This is a genomic window from Stenotrophomonas geniculata ATCC 19374 = JCM 13324 (genome assembly GCF_001431625.1).
Taxonomy (GTDB): domain Bacteria; phylum Pseudomonadota; class Gammaproteobacteria; order Xanthomonadales; family Xanthomonadaceae; genus Stenotrophomonas; species Stenotrophomonas geniculata.
This window is the reverse complement of sequence record NZ_LLXT01000103.1, coordinates 1-26883: the sequence shown is the minus strand read 5'-3', so window position 1 is coordinate 26883 and position 26883 is coordinate 1. Positions and strand designations below refer to the sequence as shown.

Sequence of the window (26883 nt, the reverse complement as noted above, 5' to 3'; positions counted from 1 at the left end):
CCCCGCCTTCGACAGGTTCCTGCGATCTGTCGGAAGGGCATCCCGCTCTGGTAGGTGTCGACCTTGGTCGACACGCTTTCCCAAGGGTCAGAAGGGGTTCAGTACCACGCGCTGAATGCGCGCCCCGGACGGGTAGACTGTGGCCCTTGCTCCCTTGAAATCCGGTTGCCCGATGTCCGCCAAACTCCGCTGGTTGCCCCTGTTGTGCCTGGCCCTGGCGGGCTGCAGTCAGCTGGAGAATCCGGGCAATGTGACGGCTGCCGACAAAGCGGCGCGGGCTCCCGCCAGCGATGGCGAGAACATGGTGTCGATCAACGCCGCCGATGCGCCACCGCCGCCGGCGCCGCCGCGCAGCCGGGCGGATCGGCCGTGGCCGCAGGCGCAGCTGGAGAACGGGCGTGCGTGGGTCAGCTGCAGCACCGAATATGCCGGTGACGCGGGCGACGGTGTCGAGCTGGAAGGCCTGCAGCGCGAGCAGATCAGCCAGGCGCTGGCGCCCTGCGCCGAACGTGGCCTGATGCGCGTGCGCTACGCCGGCAAGATCAACCCGGGCTTCGCCGAGATGATGTGGCGGTTGGCCGTGGTTGCCGACCAGCAGAAGATCCACAAGCGCATCCTCGACCTGGATTCCAGCGGGGGCCAGGTGGAATCGGCCATCGTCGCCGGTGACAGTATCGGTGAATCCGGCTGGACCATCTGGGTGCGCGAAGGCTCGATCTGCCACAGTGCCTGCGTGTTCGTGCTGGCCGCCGGTGACAACCGCCTGCTGTCAGGCAAGGTTGGCATCCACCGCATGATGCGCATCAGCTCCAAGGCCACCTCGCGCGCAGAGCTCAACCGCGAGCTGCACGAGGTCTACGACAACGTAAAGGACTACCTGCAGCGCAACGGCGTGGCGGTGGGCGTGGCTGATCTGATGATGACCGTGCCCAACCGCAGCCTGCGCCTGCTGACCGCGGACGAGCTGCGCCAGTATGGCCTGGATGGCACCAACGCGGTGCAGGACGATCTGGAACGGATCAAGCAGATGCGGGCCTGCGGCGATGATTTCGTGCAGCGCAAGGACGCGTTCCTGATCGCCTTCGACCAGCAGTGCAAGCGCGAAGGCGCCGACATGGAATCGATCAACAGCTGCGGCCAGGCACTGAAGCAGCGCTTCGGTTTCCCGGATGCAGTGTGCCCGGAAGAAAGCCCGCTGTCGGAGATCGACGTGGCAACGCTGCCGCCGGCACCGTCGGAGCCGCCGCCGGTGGCCGAACAGGCGCCGGCAGACTCCGGCACGCCTGCCGCGCAGGCCGATGCCGCCACGGTGGAAGGCAGCGCCAACGCGCGCTGACGAACAGCTCACCGCGCTGGCGTAGACTGCGGTTCTTTCCCGAGAACCGGCGGTGTCCATGAAGCGCGTGCTCCTGCTGCTGTCCCTGCTGCCCCTGACCGCATTGGCGCAGGCACCTGCGCCGGCCACGCCCGCCCCGGCACCCGCGCGCCCGGCACCGGCCTCGCCAGCGGCTGCAAAACCGGCTACCGCCGGCGCTCCGGTGTTGACCGCCGCGCAGCAGGCGCAGGTGCAGAAACAGGACGCGGAAATGGGTGCGGCCGCAGTGAAGGCGGCGCAGCTGGTGGATGCCAACCGCGCAGGCGAATTGTGGGACGGCGCTTCGGCCGTCGCGCGTCGTGCGGTACCGAAGGCCGCCTTCGTCAGCCAGTTGACCAGCGAGCGCACGCGCCTGGGTGCGTTGGCCGGCCGCGGCCAGCCGACCATTACCCGGGTCAAGTACAGCGCCGGCGCTGCGGTGCCGGAAGGGTTGTACATCAACGTCAGCTTCCCGACCCGTTTCGCCAACAGCGCGCAGCCGGTGCGCGAGCTGGTCTCGTTCCGTTTCGACGAGGACCAGGTGTGGCGCCTGGCCGGTTACAGCCTGCGTGCGTCGGCACCCTGAGGAGATGCATGATGGCAACTGAACTGACGATGCTGGCCTGGTCGGTGCTGCTGGGCTTTGTCTACATTTTCGCCACCTCCACCGTGGTCACCCGCGAGCGCGGGATGAAGTGGAATGCCTCGGCACGCGATGGCGATGCAAAGCCGCTCAGCCCGCTGGCCGGCCGCCTGCAGCGTGCGCAGTCCAACTTCCTGGAAACCTTCCCGTTCTTTGCCGCTGCCGCCATCGCAGTGGTCGTGGCTGGGCGCGGCAACGACACCACGGCGCTGGCTGCGCAGGCCTACGTCTGGGCGCGTGTGGTCTACCTGCCGCTGTATGCCGCGGGCGTGCCTTACGTGCGCAGCCTGGTGTGGCTGGTGTCGCTGCTGTCGATCCTGGCGCTGGTGTTCGCACTGCTGTAGCCGGGCCTGATCCAGATCAAGGCCAGTCATGCGCGCGGCGCTATGCTGGCCCGGACTGAATCAACGGCAGGAGGCGCGCATGCGCAGGATGGACGTGGTGGTGGTCGGCGCCGGACCGGCAGGCCTGTGCTTCGCGCGCGCGCTGGCCGGCAGCGGGCTGCAGGTCGGGCTGGTCGAAGTGCAGCCGCGCCAAGCCTTGGCCGAAGCCGCCTTCGATGGCCGCGAGATCGCGCTGACCCATGCCTCGCGGCAGAGCATGGAGCAGCTGGGGTTATGGCAGCGCCTGCCGCATGCCGAAGTCGCTGAACTGCGCGATGCCAAGGTGATGAATGGTGGCTCGCCGTTCGCGCTGACCTTCGCCAGCAGCCAGGTCGACGGCCAGCCGCTGGGCTGGCTGGTGCCCAATCATCTGATCCGCCGTGCTGCATGGGATGCCGTGCAGGGCCAGGACGGCCTGGAGCTGTTCGACGGGCGCAAGGTGCAGGGCGTGCAGGCCAATGCACAGGGCCATGTGGTCAAACTCGATGACGGCAGCCAATTGCATGCGCGGCTGCTGGTGGCCGCTGACAGCCGCTTCTCCGCCACCCGCCGCATGCTCGGCATCGGTGCGCAGATGCGCGACTTCGGCAAGTCGATGCTGGTGTGCCGCATGCAGGTCGAGCGCGACCATCACCACACTGCCTGGGAATGGTTCGGCTACGGCCGCACGATGGCGCTGCTGCCGCTCAACGAGGGCCAGGCGTCGGCGATCACGCTGCCGCCGCGGCAGATTGAAGAACTGCTGGCAATGGATGAGGTGGCCTTCGGTGAGGCCATCAGCGGTTGCTTCGAACATCGCCTGGGCCGCATGCAGCCGGTGGCCACGCCGCAGGCGTATCCGCTGGTAGGTGTGTACGCGCACCGCTTTGTCGGCGGGCGTTCGGCACTGATCGGCGATGCCGCAGTCGGCATGCACCCGGTCACCGCGCATGGCTTCAACCTGGGACTGGCCAGCGCACAGCGGCTGGCGCAGGGCATCGTCAACCAGCAGCGTCGCGGTGCCGACATTGCCGCGGCCGGCATGCTGGCCAGCTACCAGCGCGGTCACCGGCTGGCGTCGCGGCCGCTGTACGAGGCCACCAATGCGATCGCCAGCCTGTACACCGACGATCGCCGTCCGGCGCGCCTGCTGCGGGCGGCCGGCCTGCGCCTGGCGCAGGGCGTAGCACCGTTCAGGCAGCTGATTGCCTCGCACCTGACCCAGCGCGTGGCCTGAACAGCTTCAGATCAGCCGGCAGCCAGCACCCGGATCTGGCTGTCGGCGAATTCGACCACCTGGCCTGCGCGGATCTTGCAGGCCTTGCGCAGTTCGACTTCGCCATCGACCCGCACCTGGCCGTCACCGATGACCATCTTGGCTTCGCCGCCGCTGGTGACCAGGTCGGCCAGCTTCAGCAACTGCTTGAGTTCGACGTAGTCACCGTCGAGGTCGAATTCGAGAATCTGCATGGAGCGGGTTTCCTGGGAAGGGGCGCGGGCCAGCGGCCGGGCCGGGGAAGAGGGCGCGTATTGTGCGCCAGCACGGGGCATGACGACACGCGCACGGCAAGCTGTACGCCTTGTTCAGGATCAATGCGGTATGATTCCGCTCTGAGCGAGTGAAATCTCCTCCAACCGAGCAGCGCCAGGGCACGCGATAAGAAGGGCGCCCAAAGCGCGGACCATCACCTTTTTTATCGCACTGCCAGGAAGACGGCAGTGTCTTCGGAGTTCCCCATGTCCCAAGATTCCCAAGCGCCGCTGCAGTTTGCGCAGCTCGGCCTGTCCGAGCCCGTGATGCAGGCGGTCACCGCCATCGGCTACGAAACCCCGTCGCCGATCCAGGCCGCCACCATCCCGGCGATGCTGGAAGGTCGCGACGTGCTGGGCCAGGCCCAGACCGGCACCGGCAAGACCGCCGCGTTCGCGCTGCCGGTACTGTCCAACATCGACCTGCAGCAGATCAAGCCGCAGGCCCTGATCCTGGCACCGACCCGCGAGCTGGCCATCCAGGTTGCCGAGGCGTTCCAGTCCTATTCGTCGAAGATCCCGGGCTTCCGCGTGCTGCCGGTGTACGGCGGCCAGCCGTACGGCCAGCAGCTGTCGGCCCTGCGCCGTGGTGTGCACATCGTGGTCGGTACCCCCGGCCGCGTGATCGACCACCTGGACCGCAGCACCCTGGACCTGTCCGAGCTGAAGACCCTGGTGCTGGACGAAGCTGATGAAATGCTGCGCATGGGCTTCATCGACGACGTCGAAGCCGTGCTGAAGAAGCTGCCGGAGCAGCGCCAGGTGGCCCTGTTCTCGGCCACCATGCCGCCGCAGATCCGCCGCATCGCGCAGACCTACCTGCAGGACCCGGTGGAAGTGACCATCGCGGCCAAGACCACCACCTCGGCCAACATCCGCCAGCGTTACTGGTGGGTGAGCGGCATGCACAAGCTGGATGCGCTGACCCGCATCCTGGAAGTCGAGCCGTTCGACGCGATGATCATCTTCGCGCGTACCAAGGCCGGCACCGAAGAACTGGCCAGCAAGCTGCAGGCCCGTGGCCTGGCCGCTGCCGCCATCAACGGTGACATGCAGCAGGCCCAGCGTGAGCGCACCATCGCCATGCTGAAGGAGGGCAAGCTGGACATCCTGGTGGCCACCGACGTGGCCGCCCGTGGCCTGGACGTGGAGCGCATCAGCCACGTGCTGAACTACGACATCCCGTACGACACCGAAAGCTACGTGCACCGCATCGGCCGTACCGGCCGTGCCGGCCGCAGCGGCGAGGCGATCCTGTTCGCCACCCCGCGCGAGAAGGGCATGCTGCGCCAGATCGAGCGCGCTACCCGCCAGCCGATCGAAGAGATGCAGCTGCCGAGCGTGGAGGCGGTCAACGACACCCGCATCAACAAGTTCACCTCGCGCATCAGCGAAACCCTCGGCGCCGGTGGCCTGGACTTCTACCGCCAGCTGCTGGAGCGCTTCGAGAACGAGCAGAACGTGCCCGCCATCGAGATCGCCGCCGCGCTGGCAAAGCTGCTGCAGGGTGACACCCCGTTCCTGCTGCAGCCGCCGGTGCGCGCCCCGCGTGAAGAGCGCGCGCCGCGCGAGCGCTTCGACCGTGGCGACCGTCCGGAGCGTGGCGATCGATTCGACCGCAACGAGCGTGGTCCGCGCTTCGAGCGTGGCCCGCGTCGTGACGACGCCGAAGGTGGTTTCGAGCAGCGTCCGCGCCGCGAGGTTCCGCCGCGTGGTGCACCGGAGCAGGGCATGGAGACCTACCGCATTTCGGTGGGCCACCAACATGGCGTGAAGCCGGCCAACATCGTCGGCGCCATTGCCAACGAAGCCGGACTGGAAAGCCGCTTCATCGGCCGCATCGACATCCACGACGACTTCTCGCTGCTGGACCTGCCGGCGCAGATGCCACCGGACGTGCTGTCGCACCTGCAGAAAGTGTGGGTGTCCGGCCAGCAGCTGCAGATGCGTGCGCTGGCCCCGGGTGAAGACACCAACCCGGCCCCGCGTCCGTTCAAGCCGCGCTTCGACAAGCGTGGTCCGGGCGGCCCGGGTGGCCCGCGTCGTGGCGGCCCGGGTGGTCCGGGTGGCCATGGTGGCGACCGCGGCGGTGACCGCGACAGCCGCCCGCCGCGTCGTGACGGCTTCAAGCCGCGCGGCCCGCGCAGCTTCTAAGCCGCACCCGCAGCCGTCCTGATCAACGCCAGCCTCCGGGCTGGCGTACAGGAAAAGGGACGGAGGGGATTAAGTCGTAAATGGCAGGCCGCGCGCTTATGCCGAAAACGACTTAATCCCCTCCGTCCCCTTTTTCGCATGGCCCACACATTGCCGGTCATAGGCTGGGCCGGTTCCAAGGGAGGTTGTCACCGCAGCACATTCGGGGGGATCCGGGATGGGTAGAAGTGGCACGGACCAGCAGAGCCGGCGGGTGCCGATGACCCGTGGCCTGGGATTGCGCTTTGCGTTGTTGACGGGCATGGCGATCGGGTTGGTCGCGCTGTCCGCCTTGATCCAGGAGCTGCAGGCGGCCTCCACCGCATGGATCGCCGGCCAGGGCTACTGGTCGCGTGGTCAGCAGGATGCGACCGCCGCACTCAGCCGCTATCTGGCGCGCGGTGATGCCCAGGACCTGGACGACGCGCGCCAGGCGCTGCGGATTCCGTTGGGGGATCTGCAGGCCCGGCTGGCGCTGGAACAGGCGGTACCGGACGAGGAGAAGGCCAGGCAGGGCTTCCTGCAGGGCGGCAACGCGCGCGCCGATATTCCGCGCCTGGTGTTCTCGTTCCGCTATGCACGCGACATCGGTGCATTCCGGGAAGCAAGCACGCTGTGGCGACAGACCGATGATGACCTGTTGGCCGTGCAGCGGCTGGTCGCCGAGCTGCAGTCGGGGCATGCCCAGGGGGCGCTGCCAGTGGCGGACCGCGACCGGTACCTGCAGCAGCTGCGTGATCTGGACCGGCGGTTGCAGGTGCAGGCACAGGCATTTTCCCAGGCGTTGCTGCGCATGGCCACGATGGTGCGGATCGCCACGCTTGTGGTCGGTGGGCTGTCGGTGCTGGCGATCAGCCTGATGGCTGTCGCGCTGGCGCGCCGCGTCGGCAAGGACCTGACCGAGCACGAAAGCCGCTTCCGTGCGGCCTTCTACCAGGCCAATGTCGGCATGCTCAAGCTCGACACCGACGGCAAGGTGATCGAAGCCAACCAGGCGATGGCCGATATCCTCGACTACCGACGCGACGTGCTGCTGCAGATGTCGCTCGGTGATCTGCTGATGGAAGGCGAACTGGTCATCGATGGCGTCGGCCGCATTGACTGGGACCGGCAGCTGCGGCCGAGTGAGCTGCGCTTCTGCCGCCGCGATGGCAGCCTGGTGTGGGGGCGCTGGAGTGGCACCGGCGTGCGCAGCGCGGGAGGTGGCCTGTCGGTGTTTGCGATCATCGAGGATGTCAGCCAGAACCATGCCCTGGCGCGCGAGATCGAACACCACGCCAGCCACGATCCGCTGACCGGCCTGATCAACCGGCGCGAGATCGAGCGGCTGCTGGAACGTTCGCTGCTGCAGGTGCGCAGCGACGGCGGCACGCATGCGCTGTGCTACATCAACCTGGACCACTTCAAGCTGGTCAACGACAGCTTCGGCCACGCCGCCGGTGACCAGATGCTGCGCAGTTTCGCCGACTATCTGGTGGCTGCAGTGCGTGACGGTGACTGGGTCGGCCGCCTGGGCGCCGACGAGTTCGCCGTGTTCCTCGCCCATGCCGGGCAGGACGAGGCCAAGCGGGTGCTGCAGCGGGTGATCCGCAACCTGGGCCAGGCCACGTTCCCGATCAGCGAGGGCAGCCCGCAGCTGAGCTGCAGCATCGGTGTGGTTGAAGTCAGCGCCGACGCCCCCGATGCGAACTGGCTCATGAGTGCTGCCGACAGCGCCTGCTATGCCGCCAAGCAGGCCGGTCGCAACCGGGTGCACTGTTTCAATGAGAACCGCATGGCGCTGGAGGAGCGCCGCCGGGAAGCCGAGCGGTTGCAGGGCGTCAGCCTGGCGATGGCCGAGAACCGCATGCTGCTGTATGCGCAACGCATCGCCCGCGTGGGCGATCCGACCTACCTGCACTACGAAGTGCTGGTGCGCATGCGCGGCAGCGATGGCAGCCTGCACCTGCCGGGCCAGTTCATGCCGGCGGTGGAGCGCTATGGCATGGCGGTGGCGCTGGACCGGCACGTGCTCGGCCTGCTGTTCCGGCACCTGCAGGTGTGCCCGGCACACGTCCGGCAGCTGGGCCTGTGCAACGTCAACGTGTCGGCGCAGTCGATCGCCGAGCCCGGCTTCCTCGCCTTCGTCTGCGACCTGCTCGAGCGCAACCGCGCGCTGGCCTCCAAGCTGTGCTTCGAGATCACCGAGACTGCGGCGATCAGCAACCTCACCCAGGCCCGTGCATTCATCGATGCGGTCAAGGCGCGGGGCTGCCGGATGGCACTGGATGACTTCGGCTCCGGCCTGTCTTCTTTCGGCTATCTGCGCCAGTTGCCTGCGGACATCCTGAAGATCGACGGCGCCTTCGTGCGGGACATGGATACTGATCCAGTCAGCCACGCCACAGTTCGCGCGATCAGCGAGCTCGGGCGAGAGCTGCAGATGGAAGTGGTGGCCGAGTGGGTGGAGACCGCCGAGGTTGCCGGTGCGCTGACCCGGCTTGGCGTGCAGGGCCTGCAGGGCTATGCCATCGAACGCCCGCAGCCGCTGGAGCGGCTGACCCTGGCCGATCTGCGCCCGGTGCGGCTGGTCGCGGTGAAGGGGCCGCCGGGGGCTGGCTGAACGGCGTGGCGGCGACTTTGGTCTACACGTGCGGCGTACGTCCGGCTGCGATAATGCCGGCCAGGGGCGACGCGCAGTGGGCGCGGGCGTAAGCAACAACAGGATGTGGCGTGGGCGGCAGGCAGTGGCAGTACGGAACGGGAGCGGTGCTGGTCGTACTGCTGGCGTGGTTGGCGACGCCGTGGCCGCTGCAGGCCGCAGCGGTGGAATCGGGGCGCGATTACCTGCTGGTCGGTGGCGCCACCGATGAGCCCACCCCGCATCGTGCGTGCACGCCGCACATGCTGTCGGGCCCGCGCCAGCAGGTGCTGGTGCCGGCTCCGCGGGAAGGCTGGTCGGGCCAGCCACAGGCGCTGGACGTGTTCAATGTCTTTGCCGGCGAAGTGCGGGTACAGCACGGTGACCGCGAAATCTGCGGCAACATGCACGACGCCCGCACCCGTGATTCGCGCTTCCGTGCAGGCATCGGCCTGGTGGCCGTACCGCCGGCCGGCAGCCATGAGCCGTTCCTGGTTTCCTGGCAGACACCGCTGAAGACACGTTGGGTACCGACCCTGCGGCTGGGCGCGCCCAGCCCGGTGCAGCAGAACGACACCGCCCGCCTGCTGATGCGTGCTGCCTGCATCGCCGTGGCGATCGCACTGGCGCTGTCGGCGCTGATGGCCTTCCTGACCACGCGCGATCGCAGCTTCCTGGTTTACGTCGCCGGCACCACGGTACTGGTGCTGTGGCAGGCGATCCTCGGTGGCCTCAGCGGCTACCCGGAACCGTGGCTGCCGGTGGGGGAGCGTGGGGCCTGGTGGCTGCTCTCGCTGACCGCTGCCACGCAGGCGCTGGTACTGCCGGCACTGTGGCGGCTGAACGGCGGTGACCGCGTATGGCCACGGTCGCGGCCGCTGCAGGCGACCGTGCTGTGGGGCCTGGTGGCGCTGGCCGTCCTGGTGCCGTGGCTGCGCTGGGAACAGCTGGCCTGGGTCGCGCAGGGCCTGCAGGTGTCCTATCTGCTGGGGTGTGGCCTGGCGTTGCTGATGGGCGTATGGGCACGTTGGCGTGGCGACCGTTGGTCGCAGGCAGGACTGGCCGCATTGGCACCCATGCTGGTCCTGATCATCGCCGATGCCTGCCGTGCGGAATGGTTGTTGGAGTACCGGGTCGAAGCACTGCAGCTGGCGGTGACTTGGCTGCTGATGATGGCCGCCTATGCCATGAACCAGCGGCTGGGCCGACTGCGCCAGCAGCGCGATGAACTGCGTCAGCTGGCCGAAACCGACGGCCTGACCGGACTGCCGAATCGCCGCGCCGGCCTGCAGCAGCTGGCCCGTCACCTGGCACAGGTCGACCGTGAGCGTGGCCCGCTGGTGATCGGCTTCCTCGACATCGACCTGTTCAAGGACATCAACGACCGCCACGGCCATGCCGTGGGCGACCAGGTACTGGTGGCGGTGGCACGCGCGCTGCGCACTGCGGTGCGCAGCCAGGACGAAGTGGTGCGGATGGGCGGCGAGGAGTTCCTGCTGCTGATGCCCGGCATGCCGCGCGAGGCGGCGTCGGCGCGGCTGGACCGCCTGCGCCAGCGCATCACCGAGGCCGGGCAGGCCCTGCAGGTGCCGGGGCTGGAAGTGACCGCCAGCATCGGCCTGGCGCAGTGGCGGCCGGGCGAGGACGATCTGGCCGGGCTGTTGCGGCGGGCCGACCATGCCATGTACGTGGCCAAGCGCGCCGGCCGCAACCGGGTGTTCGACGGTGAAGAGCTCGATCCGCCCGGCCTGGCATGAAGCGCTGCGAGCGGCGATGCCGGATAATAGGGCGATGACCACCCGACTCAACAAACATATCGCCGACACCGGCTTCTGCTCCCGCCGCGAGGCCGATCGCCTGATCGCCGCCCGCCGGGTCACCGTCAACGGCCATCCGGCCGGCACTGGCGCGGTGGTGGGCGACGAAGACCAGGTGCTGGTCGACGGCCAGCCACTGCGCGCGCGCGTGGCCCGCAAGCCCGGCGCACGCCGCCATGTCTACATCGCGCTGAACAAGCCGGTGGGTGTCACCTGCACGACCGAAACCTCGGTCAAGGGCAACATCGTCGATTTCGTCGGCCACGAGCAGCGCATCTTCCCGATCGGGCGCCTGGACAAGGAATCCGAAGGCCTGATCCTGATGACCAGCAACGGCGACATCGTCAACCAGATCCTGCGTGCCGAGAACGGCCACCAGAAGGAGTACCTGGTGGCGGTGAACAAGCCGGTTACCGATGAGTTCCTGCGCGGCATGGCGCGCGGTGTGCGCATCCACGACCAGATGACGTTGCCGTGCAAGACCTCGCGCATCGCCAAGTTCGGTTTCCGCATCACCCTGCAGCAGGGCCTGAACCGGCAGATCCGGCTGATGGCCGCCGAATTCGGCTATCGCGTGACCCAGCTGCGCCGCGTGCGCATCGACAACATCAAGATCGGCGCGTTGAAGCCGGGCCAGTGGCGCAACCTGACCGAGCAGGAGCTGCAGGGCCTGTTGCCGAAGCAGCTGGACTGGTAAACGGCCTCTGTAGAGCCGAGCCCTGCTCGGCTGCCCTTTTGTCCGGGTGCAGCCGAGCATGGGCTCGGCTCTACATCGGCTAGACTCCGCAGTGACCTGCCGGAATGTGACGCTGCATGATCAAGCCCGACAAGCCTGCCAACGAAGCGCTTCGGCTCGAGGCGCTGTACCGCTACCGGATCCTTGATTCGCAGCGCGAGAAGTCATTCGACGACCTGGTGGCGATCGCCAAGGCGGTCTGCGGTACCTCGATGGCGGCGGTGACCCTGATCGATGTCGAGCGGCAGTGGTTCAAGTCGATCCAGGGCATCGACGCGGCGGAGAACCTGCGCAGCGAATCGATGTGTGGCCATGCCATCCTGCAGCCGCAGGAAATCATGGTGGTCGAGGACGCGTTGCAGGACATCCGCTTCCACGACAACCCGGTGGTGACCGGTGACCCGCACATCCGCTTCTACGCCGGTGCGCCACTGATCAGTTCCGATGGCCTGCCACTGGGTACGTTGTGCGTGTTCGATGCACATCCGCAGCACCTGCCCAGCGACAAGGCCGAGGCACTGGCCGCTCTGTCACGGCAGGTGATGCTGGTGATGGAGCTGCGCCGTTTCGCGCTCGACATCCAGAAGCACATGCTGGAACGCGATGACTACGAGCGCCTGCTGTCGGAGTACCAGGACGTGCTGCTGGCGCAGAATGCCGACCTGGCCGAGCAGAGCCGCACCGATGCGTTGACCGGACTGCCGAACCGCCGCGCGATGGCGGCGGCACTGGAAGAGGCGGTGGCGGAGACCGATGGGCAGCCGGGACTGGCCTGCGTGGCCTTGCTGGACATCGATCACTTCAAGCACATCAACGATTTCCAGGGCCACGCCACCGGCGACCGGGTGCTGGCCGAGCTGGGCGTGCTGCTGCGCTCGCACTTTGCCGGCCGTGGCATGGCCGCGCGCTATGGCGGCGAGGAGTTCGTGGCGGTGATGCCGGGCACCGATCTGCACACGGCCGAACTGCAATGCGAGTTCCTGCGCCTGGCCGTGGCAGACCTTCCGCTGGGTTTCCCGGTCACGATCAGCATCGGCGTTGCCCAGCACCAGGCAGGTGAAAGCGTGGATGACATGCTGGCGCGCGCCGACAAGGCGCTGTACCGGGCCAAGGGCAACGGTCGCAACCGGGTGGAACGGGCGGGCTGAGCCCTGCATGCAGTAGGTCCACGCCATGCGTGGATGATTTTGCCGATGGGATAACGCCGTGTCGCGGCCTGTGCGATTGTGCCCGGCGAATATGCCGTTCCTGTTCCCACGGACGCCGACCATGCTGCAGACCCTGGCCATCGCCCACTATCGTTCGCTGCACGGGCTGGTCCTGCCGCTGCAGCAGCTGAACGTGGTGACCGGTGACAACGGCAGTGGCAAGTCCAGCCTGTACCGCGCGCTGCGCCTGCTGGCGGAGACCGCACAGGGCGGCGTTGCAGCGGTGCTGGCCCGCGAAGGGGGGCTGGGTTCGGCGCTGTGGGCCGGCCCCGAATCCATCGATCGCCGGGTCGCGGCCGGCGAGATCCCGCTGCAGGGTGGCCCTCGGCAGCCATCGGTGGGATTGAAGCTCGGCTTCACCACCGACGAATTCGGCTATGCCATCGACCTGGGCTACCCGCCGCCCAGCCATTCGGCGTTTGCGCTGGATCCGCAGATCAAGGTGGAGGCGATCTGGGCCGGGCCGTTCCTGCGCAGCGCCAACCTGCTGGTTGATCGCCGTGGGGCAATGGTGCGGCAACGTCATGCGCGCGGCTGGGATCTCGTGGATGACCGGTTGTCGCTGTTCGACAGCCTGTTCACCCAGGTCGGCGATCCGCAGCGCATGCCGGAAACCATCGCCTTGCGTGAGTACATCCGTCGCTGGCGCTTCTACGACCATTTCCGCAGCGATGCCGATGCCCCGGCGCGACAACCGGCGATGGCCACGCGCACGCCGGTGCTGCATCACGACGGCCGGGATCTGGCGGCAGCCTGGGTGACCATTCTCGAAATCGGAGATCCGGTCGCGTTGGCACGCAGCGTCGACGATGCGTTCCCCGGCGCCACGGTCGGCTTCGAAGAGCTGGACGGTCGACTGGCCCTGCGCTTCCACCAGCCGGGGTTGCTGCGGCCGTTGTCGATGGCCGAACTGTCCGACGGCACGCTGCGCTTCCTGCTGCTGGCCGCGGCACTGCACACGCCACGCCCGCCGCCGCTGCTGGTGCTCAACGAGCCGGAGACCAGCCTGCATCCGGACCTGCTGCCTGCGCTGGCGCGGATGATCATCGCGGCCAGTGCGCGCAGCCAGGTGTGGGTGGTGTCACACGCCAGCCGGTTGATCGCAGCACTGGAGCAAGCGCCCGGCTGTCATTCGCTGCACCTGCACAAGGAACAGGGCCGCACGCTGCTGAGCGGGCAGGGCCTGCTGGATGCGCCGGCATGGCACTGGCCGCAGCGTTGATACGGCCATCCACGCTCTGCGTGGACGCGCTCAATCGGCGATGTTGCGTGCCTCGGCCGTGCCAAGGATTTCCGGATGCTGCACCGGCTTGCGGCGGTTCAGCAGCGGATGCAGGAACACCGCGCCGACGATGATCGCCACGCCCAGGTAGAACCACAGGGTGACCTCGTGCTGCTCGCGCAGCAGCACCACCGCCAGTACCACCGCATAGACCGGTTCCAGGTTCGTCACCAGCTGCACCGTGTAGGCGCTCAGGTGGCGCAGCGCGACCAGGGCCAGGGCGAACGGCAGCAACGTGCAGAAGCCGGCCAGTACCAGCAGCAGGATGCCGTCGTGCAGGTCCGGAACCACCCACAGCGGGCTGGCCAGCGCCGGCAGCAGGTAGGGCATCAGCGGTGCCAGCAGGGTCAGGGTGAGGGTGCCCGCACCCAGCTCCAGTGCGGTGACCGTGAGCGGATCCGCGTGGCTGACCATGCGCTTGTTGAGCGAGCCGAACACTGCCACCAGCAGCGCCGAGATCGCGCCGATCAACACACCGAGGCGCATGCCATCGGGCACGCCGCCGACCACCAGCGCAACACCCGGCAGCACCGCCAGGCCGAACGCCAGTTCACGCAGCTGGAACGGCCGCTTGGCCACCCATGGCTCGATGATCGAGGTGAACACCGGCGCCAGCGCGATGCAGGTGGCGGCCACCGAGGCATTGGCCAGCTTCACCGCACCGTAGAACGTCAGCCAGTGCAGGGCGACCAGCGCGCCGATGCCGGCGTAGCCGGCCACCAGCCGCAGGGGCAGGGTACGCAGCCCGCGCCACACCCGTGGCAGCAGGGCCAGCATCGCCGTCACCAGCAGCATGCGCCACCACACCAGCGGCAGTGCGGGCAGGGTGATCAGTTTGCCGAGGATGGCGGTGATGCCCCACAGCAGGACACAGAAATGGATCTGCCACAGCGCTTTGCGGGTGTCGGGTCTGCTCATCCGCCTATTGTGAGGCAAGCCGATGACCGCAGCGCTATCCGCGTGAGGGATTGCTGGAAGTGTCCACCCGCCGCTGCAGGGCCATCGCCGCCGCCGGGTTGCGCGCCTTGCCCGCGCCGATGCACAGCAGGTAGACCTCGCGCGGGCTTTCAGGGGCGGGCCCTGCCAGGCAGGGCAGGTCGTCCACCGGCTCGCCGCGCGACCAGCGCCTGGCCCGTTCGGCCCAGCGCTGCTGCATGGGCGCCAGCAGGCCCTCCTTCAAGCGGGCTTGGCTGCGCTTGATCCGCGCATAGACGAAGCCGGCACTGACATCGCCATGCAATGGCGCCTCGTCACTGTCTTCGATCACCAGCGCCACGCCGTGGCGACGCGCGGCGTCGACCAGTGCCGGGCCATGTGTCTCGGCGTTGCGGACCTCGAGCGCATGCTGCAGCGTCACCCCGTCCAATTGCTTCGGCAGCTGCGCCATCAGGGCACCCAATGCATCGGCGTCGGCCGGATGGCGCGGATCGAACTGCCACAGCAACGGGCCAAGCCGGTCACCGAGCGCGAGTGCTGCCTGCAGGAACGGTGTGGCTGCTTCCACGGTGCTGGACAAGTCGCGGCGCTGCACCAGGTAGCGTGGTGCCTTCATCGAAAACCGGAAGCCTTCCGGCGTCTGCGCGGCCCACTGCGCGCACTGTGCTGCGGTGGGCGTGCGGTAGAAGGTGCCGTTGATTTCGATGCAGCGCAGGGCACGGCTGGCATGGGCCAGTTCTTCACGCTGCGGCAGGCCCACGGGGTAGAAAACGCCGCCGCGCCATTCGGGAAACACCCAGCCGCCGATGCCGCAGCGGATCGCTGCGGCGGTCACTGGTCGTGGTCCGCGCGCCACGGATCGTAGCTGCCGAACCACCACAGGTAGCCTTCCGGATCGGCGCAGGCATAGCCACGGCCGCCGTAGTCCTGGTCGGCGATGTCGATGACGATGCGGGCGCCTGCGGCCTTGGCCCGGGCGTAATGGGCGTCGGCATCGGTGACGATCACGCAGGCACTCTGGGTCTGGCGGCCGCCCACCTCGTCCGGCATCGCGGCATGCTGGCTCCAGGCGCTTTCCCTGTCGGCCGAGCCGAGCATGATCATGCCGCTGCCGAAGGTCAGCTGCGCATGGAACACCGTATCGCCATCGGCGTAGACAGCCTGGGCATGGAAGCCGAAGGCGCGCTGCAGCCAGTCGATGGCGGCCTGCGCGTCGCGATAGCGCAGGCACGGAATGATGGTGGAGCCGTTGCTCGGTTGGCCGTTCCCGCCCATGACACCCCTCCTATGGCACAGGGCAGGGTGCGCCGCAGAACGTTACCATCCCGCGAAACCCCGGTGACGGCCTGCACATGGCCGCCACCCCTGTTCGGAGATCGTGCTGGATGAAACCCTGGATTGGAGGAGCCGTGCTGCTGGCGTGCACGACCATGGCGAGTGCTGCCACCCCGGCGCAGCTGCAGGACCTGGATGCGACCGTCGAGCGCGTGCGCGCGCAGTTCGACGTGCCCGGCATTGCCGTGGCGGTGGTCAAGGATGGCGAGGTGGTGCTGGAGCGCGGCTGGGGCGTGCGCGAGCAGGGCAAGCCGGAACCGGTGCAGGCCGATACGCTGTTCGCCATTGCTTCCAACACCAAGGCGTTCACCGCCACCTCGCTGAACCTGTTGGCCGAGGACGGCAAGCTGAAGATGGACGACAAGGTGATCGACCACCTGCCGTCGTTCCGCATGTCCGACCCGTTCGTGACCGGGCAGATGACGATCCGTGACCTGCTGTCCCACCGCAGTGGCCTGAGCCTGGGCGCTGGTGACCTGCTGTTCTGGCCGACCACGTCCTACAGCAATGCCGAAGTGGTGGAGCGGTTGGGCAGAGTGCCGCTGAAGGGCGGTTTCCGCGAAAGCTATGCCTACGACAACATCCTGTACGCGGTCGCCCAGCAGGTGATCGAGCATGTCTCTGGCATGAGTTACCAGCAGTTCCTGCAGACCCGCATCTTCGACAAGGTGGGCATGGCCGGCACGCGCTACAACGCCGATCACCTGAAGCCCGGCGACAAGGCCGCGGTCGGCCACGCCAAGTACGATTTCAAGGACCTGCGCACCGTTGCGCCGCTGACCTGGTCGAACAACGCCGGCGCCGGTGGCATCTATTCCAGCGCGCATGACATGGCGCGCTGGATGAAGGTGCAGCTGGCCGAAGGCAAACTGGCCGATGGCACGCCGCTGTTCAGCGAAAAGAGCCAGCAGCAGATGTGGCGGATGATCACCCCGCAGTCGATCCCGGCGCCGAGCGTGCCGGAGCTGGCACCGGCGCGAGCCAATTTCGCCGGCTATGGCGAAGGCTGGAGCCTGAGCGATTACCGTGGGCAGAAGCTGGTCTGGCACACCGGTGGCTGGCCGGGCATGGTCTCGCGGCTGACCCTGGTGCCGGGCGAGAAGCTGGGCGTGGTGGTGCTGACCAACCAGGAAGTGGGCGCGGCGTTCAATGCGATCACCCTGAGCGTGCTCGATGCCTATCTGGGCGGCGGGAAGCACGACTGGGTGGACGCCTATGCCAAGGCCGTGGCCAAGGGCCAGGACAAGGCCGACGAAGCCTGGGCCAAGCACCAGAGCGCGCGCGACAAGGGCAGCAAGCCGTCGCTGGCACTGGCCGGCTACACCGGCACCTTCCGTGACCGCTGGTATGGCGACATGCAGATCAGTGCCGAGGGCAAGGGCCTGCGCCTGCGCTTCATGAAGACCGCGCAGCTGAGCGGACGCCTGGAGCACTGGCAGCACGACACCTTCATCGTGCGCTGGGACGACCGTTCGCTCAACGCCGACGCGTTCGTGAACTTCAGCCTGGACCCGGACGGCAAGGTACGCGAGGTGCGCATGCAGTCGATCTCCGACCTGACCGATTTCAGCTTCGATTTCCAGGACCTGCTGTTCACCCCGGCAACGTAACCCGATGCGGCCCACATGATCGGTAGCGCCGGGCCATGCCCGGCGAGCGCGCAGCGCGGTTGCAGGGGGAATCGCCGGGCATGGCCCGGCGCTACCAGAACCGGGTGATCATCGGCTGGCGTACACATCCGGCGTGGGATACTTCGCCGCTTGCAAGAGGCGAGGGAATGCAATGTTCCGTTGGTTTGAATCCCTGATTCCGGTGTTCCCGCCCGTGGACGGGCGCATGCCGCCGCGCAAGGTGCTGCCGTTCTACCTGCACTACCTGCGCCCGGTGTGGCCAGTGCTGCTGGCGACCCTGATCGCCGGCCTGCTGCTGGCGCTGGTGGAAGTGGCGATGTTCGATTACCTGGGCCGCATCGTCGACATGGTCGCCGAGCAGCCGGGTGCCGGCTTCTTCAAGCGCCACGCCAATGAACTGGGCTGGATGCTGTTCATCACGGTCATCGCGCGGCCGATCCTGGTCGGCCTGCACAACCTGCTGGTGAACCAGGCGATCGTGCCCGGCCTGAGCAACCGCTCGCGCTGGCTGATGCACAACTACGTGGTGCGGCAGAGCCTGAGCTTCTTCCAGAACGACTTCGCTGGCAGCGTGGCCAACCGGGTGATGCAGACCGGTACCTCGTTGCGCGAGTCGGCGGTGCAGATGGTCGATTCGCTCTGGTACATCGTGGTCTACACCGGCACCGCGCTGTACCTGTTCGCGCAGGCCGACTGGCGGCTGATGCTGCCGCTGATCCTGTGGCTGCTGGCCTACGTGGTGATCATGGTCTACTTCGTGCCGCGCGCGAAGGAACGGGCATGGATCGCCTCGGAAGCACGTTCGAAGGCAATGGGCCGCATTGTCGATGGCTACACCAACATTCCCACGCTGAAGCTGTTCGCCCATGGCGGGCGTGAGCAGGCCTACGTGGCCGAGTCGATCCAGGAACTGGCGGTCAAGCACCGCGCGCAGACCCGGGTGACCACCGGCATGGACCTGACCATCGCCATCGTCAACGGTTTCCTGATCGCCGGTACCTGTGGGCTGGCGCTGTGGCTGTGGAATGGCGGCCACATCACCGTCGGCGCGATCACCCTGGCCACCGGCCTGGTGATCCGCATCCACAACATGTCCGGCTGGATCATGTGGACCATCAACGGCATCTTCGAGGACATCGGCACGGTGCAGGATGGCATCACCACCATCGCCCAGCCGCTGACCGTGCAGGACCGCGAGGATGCGGTGCCGCTGCAGGTGACCCGAGGCGGCGTGCATTTCCAGGACATCCACTTCCATTACGGTAAAAAGGGCGGTGTGATTGCCGGCCTGGACCTGGTGGTGAAGCCGGGCGAGAAGATCGGCCTGGTCGGTCCGTCCGGCGCCGGCAAGTCGACCCTGGTCAACGTACTGCTGCGCCTGTACGACCTGGAAAGCGGCCGCATCCTGATCGACGATCAGGACATTGCCTACGTCACCCAGGAGAGCCTGCGCCAGCAGATCGGCGTGGTCACCCAGGACACCTCGCTGCTGCACCGCTCGATCCGCGACAACCTGCTGTACGGCCGCCCGGATGCGACTGATGAGCAGCTGCGTGCAGCCGTAGCCAAGGCACGTGCCGAAGCCTTCATCGATACGCTGGTGGACGGGCAGGGGCGTCGTGGCTACGACGCGCATGTGGGCGAGCGTGGCGTGAAGCTGTCCGGTGGCCAGCGCCAGCGCATCGCCATTGCCCGCGTGCTGCTGAAGGATGCACCGATCCTGGTGCTGGACGAAGCGACTTCGGCGCTGGATTCGGAAGTGGAAGCAGCGATCCAGGACAGCCTGGACCAGTTGATGGGAGGCAAGACGGTGATCGCCATCGCGCACCGGCTGTCGACCATCGCGCGCATGGACCGGCTGGTGGTGATGGACCAGGGCCGCATCGTCGAGACCGGCACCCATGCCGAGCTGATAGCTGCCGGTGGCCTGTATGCGCGCTTGTGGGCGCGGCAGACCGGTGGCTTTGTGGCTGCCGATCAGTGATCGCTCTGCTGCTGGCCCTCAGCCTGGCAACCACGGCCGCAGCCACCGCACCGGCACCCGTGGAAGGCGACCAGCTTGAGCAGGTCATCCTGCTCAGCCGCCACAACCTGCGCGCGCCGGTGGTGGCGTCGGGCGCGCTGGCCAATGCCACTCCGGAGCGCTGGCCAGGCTGGGACGTGGGCGCAGGCGAGCTCACTACCAAAGGCGGCGTGCTGGAGGTCTACATGGGCCGTTACATGGGCCAGTGGCTGCGTCAGGCGCAGCTGTTGCCGGCTTCGGGTTGCCCGCAGCTGGCTGACTTCCACGCCCATGCCAACAGCCTTCAGCGCACCCAGGCCACCGCGCAGTTCTTCGTTGCCGGTGCCTTCCCGGGCTGTCATGTCGCAGTCGAGCAGCGCATGGCGCTGGGCACGATGGATCCGTTGTTCAATCCGGTGATCCACAACAGAGACATGGTCTTCCGCGAGCGCGCACTGTCGGCAATGCAGCGAGCGCTGGCCGCATCGGAACTGGCACCGGCACTGTCCGTGGTGGAGCAGATCACCCGCTACCCGCAGTCGGCGGCCTGTGCGGGGCACAGCGAGTGCCATCTGATGCTGGCCGACACGATCTTCAATGCGGAACCGGGCAAGGAACCACGCGCGTCCGGTTCGCTGGCCCTGGCCAGCGGGTTGGTCGATGCCTTGTTGATGGAGCACTACCAGGGCAGTGGCATCCCCCGCGAAGGCTGGGGCCGGTTGACCACCGAGGCGCAATGGCAGGCGCTGGCGCAGATCCGCAACCGCTACCAGGACATCCTGTTCGGAACGCCCGAGGTGGCGCGCGATGTGGCCGCTCCGCTGCTGGCAAGAGTGAATGCGTTGTTCGAGGACCCGGCATCGCCAAAGGTGAGCCTGCTGGTCGGCCACGATTCCAACATCGGTTCGGTGCTGGTGGCGTTGGGAATCACGGACTACAGCCTGCCGGGGCAGTACGAGAAGACGCCGATCGGCGGCCTGCTGCAGTTCGAGCGCTGGCGTGATCGTGGGGCCGGTGAAGTGCGTTACCGGTTGGTGTATGTCTATCCCACGCGCGAGCAGCTACGTGGTGCGATCCCGTTGACCGACGCACAGCCGCCGGGCCGGGTGGAGCTGATGCTGCCGGGCTGCGCGCAGTCGGGTTGCAGTGAAGCGCAGTTCAACAACCTGTTGCATTCACCTTGAATCCGGGATGGATGGCGGCGTCGCAGTGTGATGAGACGGAAGCAGCTTCGCGCCCCTTATGCTCGGATTCGAGTAGTCTCCAGCAATCAACCAAGCGATCCCGGTGAATCATGAACATCACGGACTTTCTTGTAATGGACGGCGATGGAGATGAAATATGGGCCGACCCCCATGGCAGCAACATTGCCTTTACGTGTTTTGATTGTGGATATCCGGTGGTGGCTGATGCCTCGGAGAACCAACGTGGGAGCGATGAGGATTGTCCCGCTGCCTGCCGCGGGTGTGGTGTGGAGTACTTCCTCGATTTGAGACTGGACTCGAGGAAGCTGTATATCCACATCGTCTGATTGAGTGGCGGCAGAAGCGGTGCGAACCAAGGTTCGCACCCACCAGGATGGCAGTTCGCAACCGCCAGAACAGAAAACGGCCCGGGTTTCCCCGAGCCGTTATCATTCACACCGGCGCGATCACTCGATCGGCTGGTCCAGCATCAGCTGGCGGGCGAAACGCACCGGCGGTGCGCCGTAGGACAGCATCTGGTCGTGGTAGGCCTTGAGGTTGAACTTGTCGCCCAGCTTGTCCTGCATCGCCTTGCGGGTGTCGAAGTGTTCCTGCGCACCGACAAAGTAGGTCGGTAGCTGCGCCGAGGTCAGCTGTGCACGCACCCACTTGCCCGCTGCCTCGCTCTCCTGCTGGAACGCATCGTGGGTCATCAGGTGCATCGCCTTCTCGCGATCCCAGTTGTCCACGTGCACGCCTTGGTCGAGGATCGCGTTGGAGATCGTGCGCAGGTAGAACTTCAGCTGCACCAGGTGGAACAGCGGGTCGTTGTTGAGGTAGCCCTGCTCCTGCATCATGCGCTCGGTGTAGACCGCCCAGCCCTCGGCGAACAGGCCTGAACGCAGTACCGCACGCAGGGTGGAGGGGAACTTGGCCGAATGCCAGCCTTCCAGGTAATGGCCCGGGGTGCCTTCGTGGATGCTCAGCAGGTGGATCATGCGCGAGTTGTACTCACGCAGGAACGAGTCGACCTGCTTGTCGTTCCAGTCGTCCGGAATCGGCGACACGGCGTAGAAGGTCTTCAGGTTCTTGTCCAGCGGGCCCGGTGAATCGCAGTAGGCCACGGCCACGCCGCGCTGGAATTCCGGCATCAGGATGATGTCCACCGGCGCATCGGGCAGCGTCATCAGGTCGTGCTCGCGCACGAACGCGGTGGACTGCTCCAGTGCGGCCTTGGCATCGTCGACCACCTTGTCGCGTGCCGGCTTGTCGGCGTAGGCCAGTTCCAGCGCGGCCTCGATCGCCTTCTGCTGCTGCTCGTCGGTCGGCTGCGCCGGCATTTCCGGCGCACCCGGCTTGTCCTTCAGCACGGTCTGCGCGATGCCGTACATGTCTTCGCGCACGCGCTTGAGTTCGGCACGTGCACGCTCACCGATCTCCTGGCGCGACAGCGACGAGCTCAGCGCGAACTTCAGCTTCTGGTCGTACTTTTCCGCACCGATGCGGAAATCGCCCTTTGCGTTCGGCACGAGGGTCTTGTCCAGCCAGGTCTGCTGCTCGTCCACCGCCTTCTTCAGGCCGTCGATGGCCGCCTGCAGGCGCTGCTGGTCGGCCTGCGGCAGTTCACCGATGTGCGGCGTGATGAAGGTATCGACGATGCTGAGGATGCCCTTGTTCTGCTTGGCCACGGTCTCGGCATGGATCTTCGGCACGCGGGCCGGATCCAGGTTCTCGCGGGCCTGGGCGAAGATCGCCGGCAGCTTTTCCATGCGCGCGGTGGCCGACTTCAGGCGCTCCGGCAGCGGCGCGAATTCACGCGCCATCAAGCCGTAGATCGCGCTGCCGGCGATGCCGTTGTACAGCTGCGGGTCCCATTTGCCGGACTGCAGCACTTCGGCGTTCCAGATTTCCGACTGCAGCTGGTTGCGCAGGATCGCCGCGTCAACCTGGTTCTCGCGGCCCAGCTTGGCTACCTCGATCTTGTCCAGTTCGCCCAGCAGCGCCTTGTACGCCGCCACGGTCTTCTGCTGGCCGGCGGCGCTCAGGTCGTCCAGTTCGCTGTCGTAGCGGTGGTCGCCGATCTGGGTGGCGCTGACCGGCGACAGCTGCATCCAGGTGTCCAGGGCGCGCTTGGACAGATCGGCGAAGGCGGCATCGACCGCCGCGTCACCGGCCTGCTGGCTGGCGGCCGGGGTGGAAGCGTTGGTCGGGGCGTCGGCCGGCTGGCAACCGGCCAGGGCGGCGACCAGGGCGAGGGCAAGAAGATGCGGGCGCATCGGCGTTCCTGTACAGGGTCAAACCCCGAGCATAGGGCCCCGGGGCTGCTTTGTCCCCGTGCCATAGGATTACCATGGGCGCAGACACGGACCCTCCAGCGGAGCGCAGGACATGGAATACCAGGGAAGCTGCCATTGCGGCAGGATCGCATTCACCGTACAGGCCGAGGCGCCGATCAGCGACGTCATCGACTGCAACTGCTCGATGTGCCGCCGCCGCGGCAGCCTGCTGTGGTTTGCCCCGCGCGAGGCGTTCCAGTTGGCCACCGATCCGGCGGACGTGGCCACCTATCATTTCAACAAGGCCCACATCGACCATCACCATTGCCGTGAGTGCGGTGTCGCGCCCTACAGCGAAGCGGTCGACCGGCGCACCGGCACGCCGATGGTGGCGGTGAACGTGCGCTGCGTGCCGCAGGTGGATCTGGCCGGTCTTTCGGTGACCTCCTACAACGGAGCCGCACTGTGAGGCCGGTGCGCGCGTGGACGCGCACGATCGCAGTGCCGGTGCTGCTGCTTGCATTGGCAGCCTGCGCCAAACACGGCGATGCAGCGGCCGATGCGGGCGCCAGTGCCGCCGAAGCTGCCGTCGCTTCACCGGAAGGCGCATTCCTCGCCTACGAACACGACGTGCAGGTCCAGCTGGAAGCGGCGCAGATCGCACCCCGCATCCAGCAGGTGGCGCAGGCCTGCCAGAGCGCGAAGTTCGGTGACTGTGCGGTGCTGCAGGTCGACCAGCGCAGTGGCGAGCAGCCCAGCGGCGAGGTCAAGGTACGCATCGCGCCGAAGGGCACTGAGCCCTTGATCGCGTTGGCCGGTGAGGGGGGCACGCTGCAGTCGCGCAACACGCGCGCCGAGGACCTCGCTCAGGCGGTGGCCGATACGGCACTGACCAAGGCACGGCTGGAGAAGGAACACGCGCGGCTGCTGTCCTACCAGGACCGCAAGGACCTGAAGATCGAGGACCTGATGGCGATCACCACGCGCCTGTCCGAGATCGAAGCCGGCGTCGAACAGGCCAACAAGGATTCAGCGCAGCAACGCCGGCGCATCGATACCCAGCTGGTGACGATTCATTTCGACACCACCTCGGGCCAACGCAGCCGCAGCGAAATCGGTGAGGCGCTGAGCGAGTCGGGCAGCATCCTCAGCACCAGCGTGGCGTTCCTGATCCGCGCGGTTGCCGCGCTGCTGCCGGTGGCGGTGCTGGCCTTGATCGCGGCCTGGGGTGTGCGGGCGTGGTGGCGTCGCCGTCGTCGCAAGCTACCGCCCAACCTCTGAGGTGAAGGCTGATGCCGGTAGCCTGCCGGCATCAGCCCTCGTCGGTCTCGTACTCGACGAACACATCCAGTTCCAGGGCCAGCTCCTGCACCGCATCGCGCACCTTCTGCGCGGTGCTTTCATTGCCGACTTCCACTTCCAGCTCGTGGATGCCCGGGCCGATGTCATCGGACAGCCCGGCCGAACTGGAATCGTCGTCGTCCATGTGCGGCATCAGGTCGTCGGTTTCCTCGACATGTTCGATGCCGTCCAGGCCGAGCAGCAGGTCGCTGATGGCGCGGGCGTCGTCTTCGGTTCCGGTGATGCGCAGTCGCAGCATGGCCATGGCATAGGTACGTTGTGGGTTCGCCAGCAGCCTAGCCAGCGTGAAGCAAAGAGCGGGTGAGGGCGCAGTCAGGCGCGTGTGGCCGGGCGCCCGAGCAGGCTGTCCGGCAATGCCGGAATCGGCGTGCGTTCGTCCTGCGCCTGCTCCAGCAACCAGTCGATGAACAGGCGCGCGGTGGGGCTGGGTGGTTGTCCTTCGGCATGCACCACGTGATACGCATAGCGCGCCTTGAGCGCCGGGCCGGGCAGGCGCACCACCTCGTAGCGCTGCAGGTAGGGTTGAGCGATGTGGGTGCGCGCCAGCACCGCACCCATGCCGTATACCGCTGCACGCATCGCATCGGTGCTGTCGGCGAAGGTGTGCATCGGCGGCAGCGGCGACGGTGGGCGTACGCCGGCGTGACGGAACCAGTCGCGCCAACCCTGCGGTGACAGGTCGGTCAGCAGTGGCAGCTCGGCGATGCGGGCCGGATCGTCCAGCGTTTCGACCCCGGCCAGCGCGGGTGAGGCCACCGGGAACAGGTAGTCGTCCATCAGATGCTGCGCACGCAGGCCCGGCCATTGGCCCAGGCCGTAGCGGATGCCGACCTCGGGCCCATTGTCGTCGTAGCGATCCAGGCCGCTGCCGGTGTGCAGCTCGATGCGGATGTGCGGATAGGCCTGGGTGAAGCGAGGCAGTCGAGGCAGCAGCCAGCAGTAGGAAAGCGAGCGCAGCGTGGTGATCCGCAGCGGCACGCTGTCGGCATCCGGCTGCAGATGATGGGCGACCGCCGCGACATCCGTGAAGGCGGCGCTGGCGGCGTCGGCCAACTGCCGGCCCTCCGCGGTCAGGCGCACGCCGCGGGCATGGCGCAGGAACAGCCGGGTCTCCAGTACCTCTTCCAGGCGCCGCACATGGTGGCTGACCGCGCTGGCGGTCAGGTGCAGTTCCTGCGCGGCCTGGGCGAAGTTCTGATGGCGCGCCGCGACCGCGAAGACGGCCAGTGCGGGGAGCAGGGAAGGGCGTAGCTGCATGTCGAGCCTCAAACCATATTTGTGGCTGGCAGCGATACTACGCGCTTGTGCGGCGGGCGTCTGCACCCGATCCTGTCTGCCTTGGCGAGAAACAGACGATGGACGGAGGCAGGGTATGAATGCGGTCCCACAGGCGGTCGAGCGCGACTGGCGCACACCGCTGGAATTGACCCTGCTGGGCGCCATCTGGGGCTGCTCGTTCCTGTTCATGCGGGTGGCGGTGCCGTCGTTCGGCCCGTTCGCGCTGGTCGAGGTGCGGCTGGTGCTGGGCGCGCTGGTGCTGCTGCCGTTCCTGTGGCGCGCCCGCGCGCAGTTCCCGCCGCGTCGTTGGCTGTGGCTGGCACCGATCGGCCTGATCAATTCGGCGCTGCCGTTCGTGCTGTTCGCCTATGCTGCCGAGCAGGCGCCGGCGGCGATCGGCGCGATCTGCAATGCGATGACCGTGCTGTTCGCCGCGCTGATCGCGTTCCTGTTCTTCGGCGAGAAGATAGGCATGCGCCGCGCCGGCGCCTTGCTGGTTGGTTTCGCCGGCGTGGTGGTGCTGGCCACCGCCAAGGTGTCCGGCCTGAGTATTGGTACCGCAGTGATCGCCGGCGCTGCGGCGTCATTGCTGTACGGGCTGGGCGTGAACCTGGTGAAGCGGCACATGACCGGCCTGCCATCGGCCGCGGCGGCGGCAGCCACGCTGTCGTGTGCCTCGCTGTGGATGCTGCCGATGGCGGTGACGCACTGGCCACAGGCCGCCATTCCGCTGAAGGCCTGGGGTGCAGCGATCGCCTTGGGCTTGGCCTGCACCGGCCTGGCATTCCTGATGTTCTATCGCCTGATTGGCCGCATCGGCCCGTCACGCGCGTCGACGGTGACGTACCTGATTCCGCTGTTCGGCGCGGCGTTTGCGTGGTTGTTCCTGGGCGAGGCGGTGACGGTGCAGATGCTGATTGCCGGTGCGTTGATTCTGGGGAGCGTGGCGGTGAGTCAGAAGGGCTGAGGCGTTTTTGCACATGTTTGCACATGGCACGTGCTGAAGGTGCTTCACTGTTCATGGGCGTTACTTTTCTTTTCGCGCGAAAAGAAAAGTAACCAAAAGAAACGCGCCGCCAGGTCGCGAGCCGCCGCGCTTCGCACGTCGGTCCCCTGCGCTTCTCGGTGAATCCG

The 26883-nt window shown here is 67.1% G+C and carries 23 protein-coding genes; 16 read left to right on the top strand and 7 right to left on the bottom strand.

Annotation, left to right across the window (positions count from 1 at the left end):
• Positions 1-172 precede the first annotated feature (172 nt).
• From ARC63_RS10565 to ubiM, 4 genes are all read left to right on the top strand, one after another.
• A complete protein-coding gene (locus tag ARC63_RS10565; protein ID WP_010486407.1) occupies positions 173-1336 on the top strand; it encodes a COG3904 family protein in 1164 nt (387 codons plus the stop codon).
• Positions 1337-1394: 58 nt separating this feature from the next.
• The gene (locus tag ARC63_RS10560; RefSeq protein WP_010486405.1) at positions 1395-1940 is read left to right on the top strand and encodes a DUF4019 domain-containing protein; all 546 of its coding nucleotides are present in this window, start codon (positions 1395-1397) and stop codon (positions 1938-1940) included.
• A gap of 11 nt (positions 1941-1951) precedes the next feature.
• Positions 1952-2341, top strand: a complete 390-nt coding sequence (locus ARC63_RS10555; RefSeq protein ID WP_057503251.1) for an MAPEG family protein — start codon at positions 1952-1954, stop codon at positions 2339-2341.
• A 79-nt stretch (positions 2342-2420) separates the two neighbouring features.
• Positions 2421-3596, top strand: coding sequence for a 5-demethoxyubiquinol-8 5-hydroxylase UbiM (gene ubiM / locus ARC63_RS10550; RefSeq protein WP_057503250.1), 1176 nt, complete (start codon positions 2421-2423; stop codon positions 3594-3596).
• An 11-nt stretch (positions 3597-3607) separates the two neighbouring features.
• On the opposite strand, the gene ARC63_RS10545 is transcribed toward ubiM, so the two are convergent.
• The gene (locus tag ARC63_RS10545) at positions 3608-3829 is read right to left on the bottom strand and encodes an RNA-binding S4 domain-containing protein (protein WP_010486399.1); all 222 of its coding nucleotides are present in this window, start codon (positions 3827-3829) and stop codon (positions 3608-3610) included.
• Between the two features lie 267 nt (positions 3830-4096).
• Between ARC63_RS10545 and ARC63_RS10540 the strand changes: the two genes are divergently transcribed.
• The 6 genes from ARC63_RS10540 to ARC63_RS10515 all read left to right on the top strand — a co-directional run bounded on the left by ARC63_RS10540 (position 4097) and on the right by ARC63_RS10515 (position 13685).
• Positions 4097-6043 (top strand): DEAD/DEAH box helicase, encoded by a 1947-nt coding sequence (locus tag ARC63_RS10540; RefSeq protein WP_019337605.1) that lies wholly within the window; start codon positions 4097-4099, stop codon positions 6041-6043.
• A gap of 217 nt (positions 6044-6260) precedes the next feature.
• Complete coding sequence (locus ARC63_RS10535) at positions 6261-8684, top strand: putative bifunctional diguanylate cyclase/phosphodiesterase (protein WP_057503249.1); 2424 nt, start codon at positions 6261-6263, stop codon at positions 8682-8684.
• Positions 8685-8794: 110 nt separating this feature from the next.
• Positions 8795-10459 (top strand): sensor domain-containing diguanylate cyclase, encoded by a 1665-nt coding sequence (locus ARC63_RS10530; protein ID WP_057503248.1) that lies wholly within the window; start codon positions 8795-8797, stop codon positions 10457-10459.
• 34 nt (positions 10460-10493) lie between these two features.
• Positions 10494-11216 carry a pseudouridine synthase gene (locus ARC63_RS10525; RefSeq protein WP_010486389.1) on the top strand — a complete coding sequence of 241 codons (723 nt, stop codon included), beginning with the start codon at positions 10494-10496 and terminating at the stop codon, positions 11214-11216.
• A 116-nt stretch (positions 11217-11332) separates the two neighbouring features.
• Complete coding sequence (locus ARC63_RS10520; RefSeq protein WP_057503247.1) at positions 11333-12403, top strand: sensor domain-containing diguanylate cyclase; 1071 nt, start codon at positions 11333-11335, stop codon at positions 12401-12403.
• Between the two features lie 121 nt (positions 12404-12524).
• A complete protein-coding gene (locus ARC63_RS10515) occupies positions 12525-13685 on the top strand; it encodes an AAA family ATPase (RefSeq protein ID WP_057503246.1) in 1161 nt (386 codons plus the stop codon).
• A 30-nt stretch (positions 13686-13715) separates the two neighbouring features.
• Here ARC63_RS10515 and ARC63_RS10510 read toward each other — a convergent pair whose 3' ends face one another.
• The 3 genes from ARC63_RS10510 to ARC63_RS10500 are packed head-to-tail and all read right to left on the bottom strand — an operon-like array spanning position 13716 to position 15956.
• A complete protein-coding gene (locus tag ARC63_RS10510) occupies positions 13716-14663 on the bottom strand; it encodes a DMT family transporter (protein ID WP_057503245.1) in 948 nt (315 codons plus the stop codon).
• Between the two features lie 34 nt (positions 14664-14697).
• A complete protein-coding gene (locus ARC63_RS10505) occupies positions 14698-15516 on the bottom strand; it encodes a DUF72 domain-containing protein (RefSeq protein ID WP_057503244.1) in 819 nt (272 codons plus the stop codon).
• Positions 15513-15956, bottom strand: a complete 444-nt coding sequence (locus ARC63_RS10500) for a VOC family protein (RefSeq protein WP_019337612.1) — start codon at positions 15954-15956, stop codon at positions 15513-15515. Before ARC63_RS10500 ends, ARC63_RS10505 begins: the two co-directional genes overlap by 4 nt.
• Positions 15957-16066: 110 nt before the next feature.
• Between ARC63_RS10500 and ARC63_RS10495 the strand changes: the two genes are divergently transcribed.
• From ARC63_RS10495 to agp, 3 genes are all read left to right on the top strand, one after another.
• A complete protein-coding gene (locus ARC63_RS10495) occupies positions 16067-17626 on the top strand; it encodes a serine hydrolase (protein WP_057503243.1) in 1560 nt (519 codons plus the stop codon).
• Positions 17627-17798: 172 nt separating this feature from the next.
• Positions 17799-19631 (top strand): multidrug efflux ABC transporter SmrA, encoded by a 1833-nt coding sequence (smrA, locus tag ARC63_RS10490; RefSeq protein ID WP_057503242.1) that lies wholly within the window; start codon positions 17799-17801, stop codon positions 19629-19631.
• Positions 19628-20833, top strand: coding sequence for a bifunctional glucose-1-phosphatase/inositol phosphatase (agp, locus tag ARC63_RS10485; protein WP_057503241.1), 1206 nt, complete (start codon positions 19628-19630; stop codon positions 20831-20833). The genes smrA and agp overlap by 4 nt, the downstream gene beginning before the upstream one ends.
• A gap of 467 nt (positions 20834-21300) precedes the next feature.
• On the opposite strand, the gene ARC63_RS10475 is transcribed toward agp, so the two are convergent.
• On the bottom strand, positions 21301-23109 hold the full coding sequence (locus tag ARC63_RS10475) for a DUF885 domain-containing protein (protein WP_057503240.1): 1809 nt from the start codon (positions 23107-23109) through the stop codon (positions 21301-21303).
• 112 nt (positions 23110-23221) lie between these two features.
• Between ARC63_RS10475 and ARC63_RS10470 the strand changes: the two genes are divergently transcribed.
• Positions 23222-23578, top strand: a complete 357-nt coding sequence (locus ARC63_RS10470) for a GFA family protein (protein ID WP_057503239.1) — start codon at positions 23222-23224, stop codon at positions 23576-23578.
• Positions 23575-24390: a DUF4349 domain-containing protein gene (locus ARC63_RS10465; RefSeq protein WP_057503238.1), complete on the top strand. Its 816-nt coding sequence runs from the start codon at positions 23575-23577 to the stop codon at positions 24388-24390. Before ARC63_RS10470 ends, ARC63_RS10465 begins: the two co-directional genes overlap by 4 nt.
• A 31-nt stretch (positions 24391-24421) precedes the next feature.
• Here the strand turns inward: ARC63_RS10465 and ARC63_RS10460 are convergent, their stop codons facing one another.
• Both ARC63_RS10460 and ARC63_RS10455 read right to left on the bottom strand, forming a co-directional pair.
• Positions 24422-24715 (bottom strand): hypothetical protein, encoded by a 294-nt coding sequence (locus ARC63_RS10460; protein ID WP_005415831.1) that lies wholly within the window; start codon positions 24713-24715, stop codon positions 24422-24424.
• A 68-nt stretch (positions 24716-24783) separates the two neighbouring features.
• Positions 24784-25728 carry a LysR substrate-binding domain-containing protein gene (locus ARC63_RS10455; RefSeq protein WP_010486365.1) on the bottom strand — a complete coding sequence of 315 codons (945 nt, stop codon included), beginning with the start codon at positions 25726-25728 and terminating at the stop codon, positions 24784-24786.
• Between the two features lie 115 nt (positions 25729-25843).
• Between ARC63_RS10455 and ARC63_RS10450 the strand changes: the two genes are divergently transcribed.
• Positions 25844-26716: a DMT family transporter gene (locus tag ARC63_RS10450; protein WP_057503237.1), complete on the top strand. Its 873-nt coding sequence runs from the start codon at positions 25844-25846 to the stop codon at positions 26714-26716.
• Positions 26717-26883: the final 167 nt, after the last annotated feature.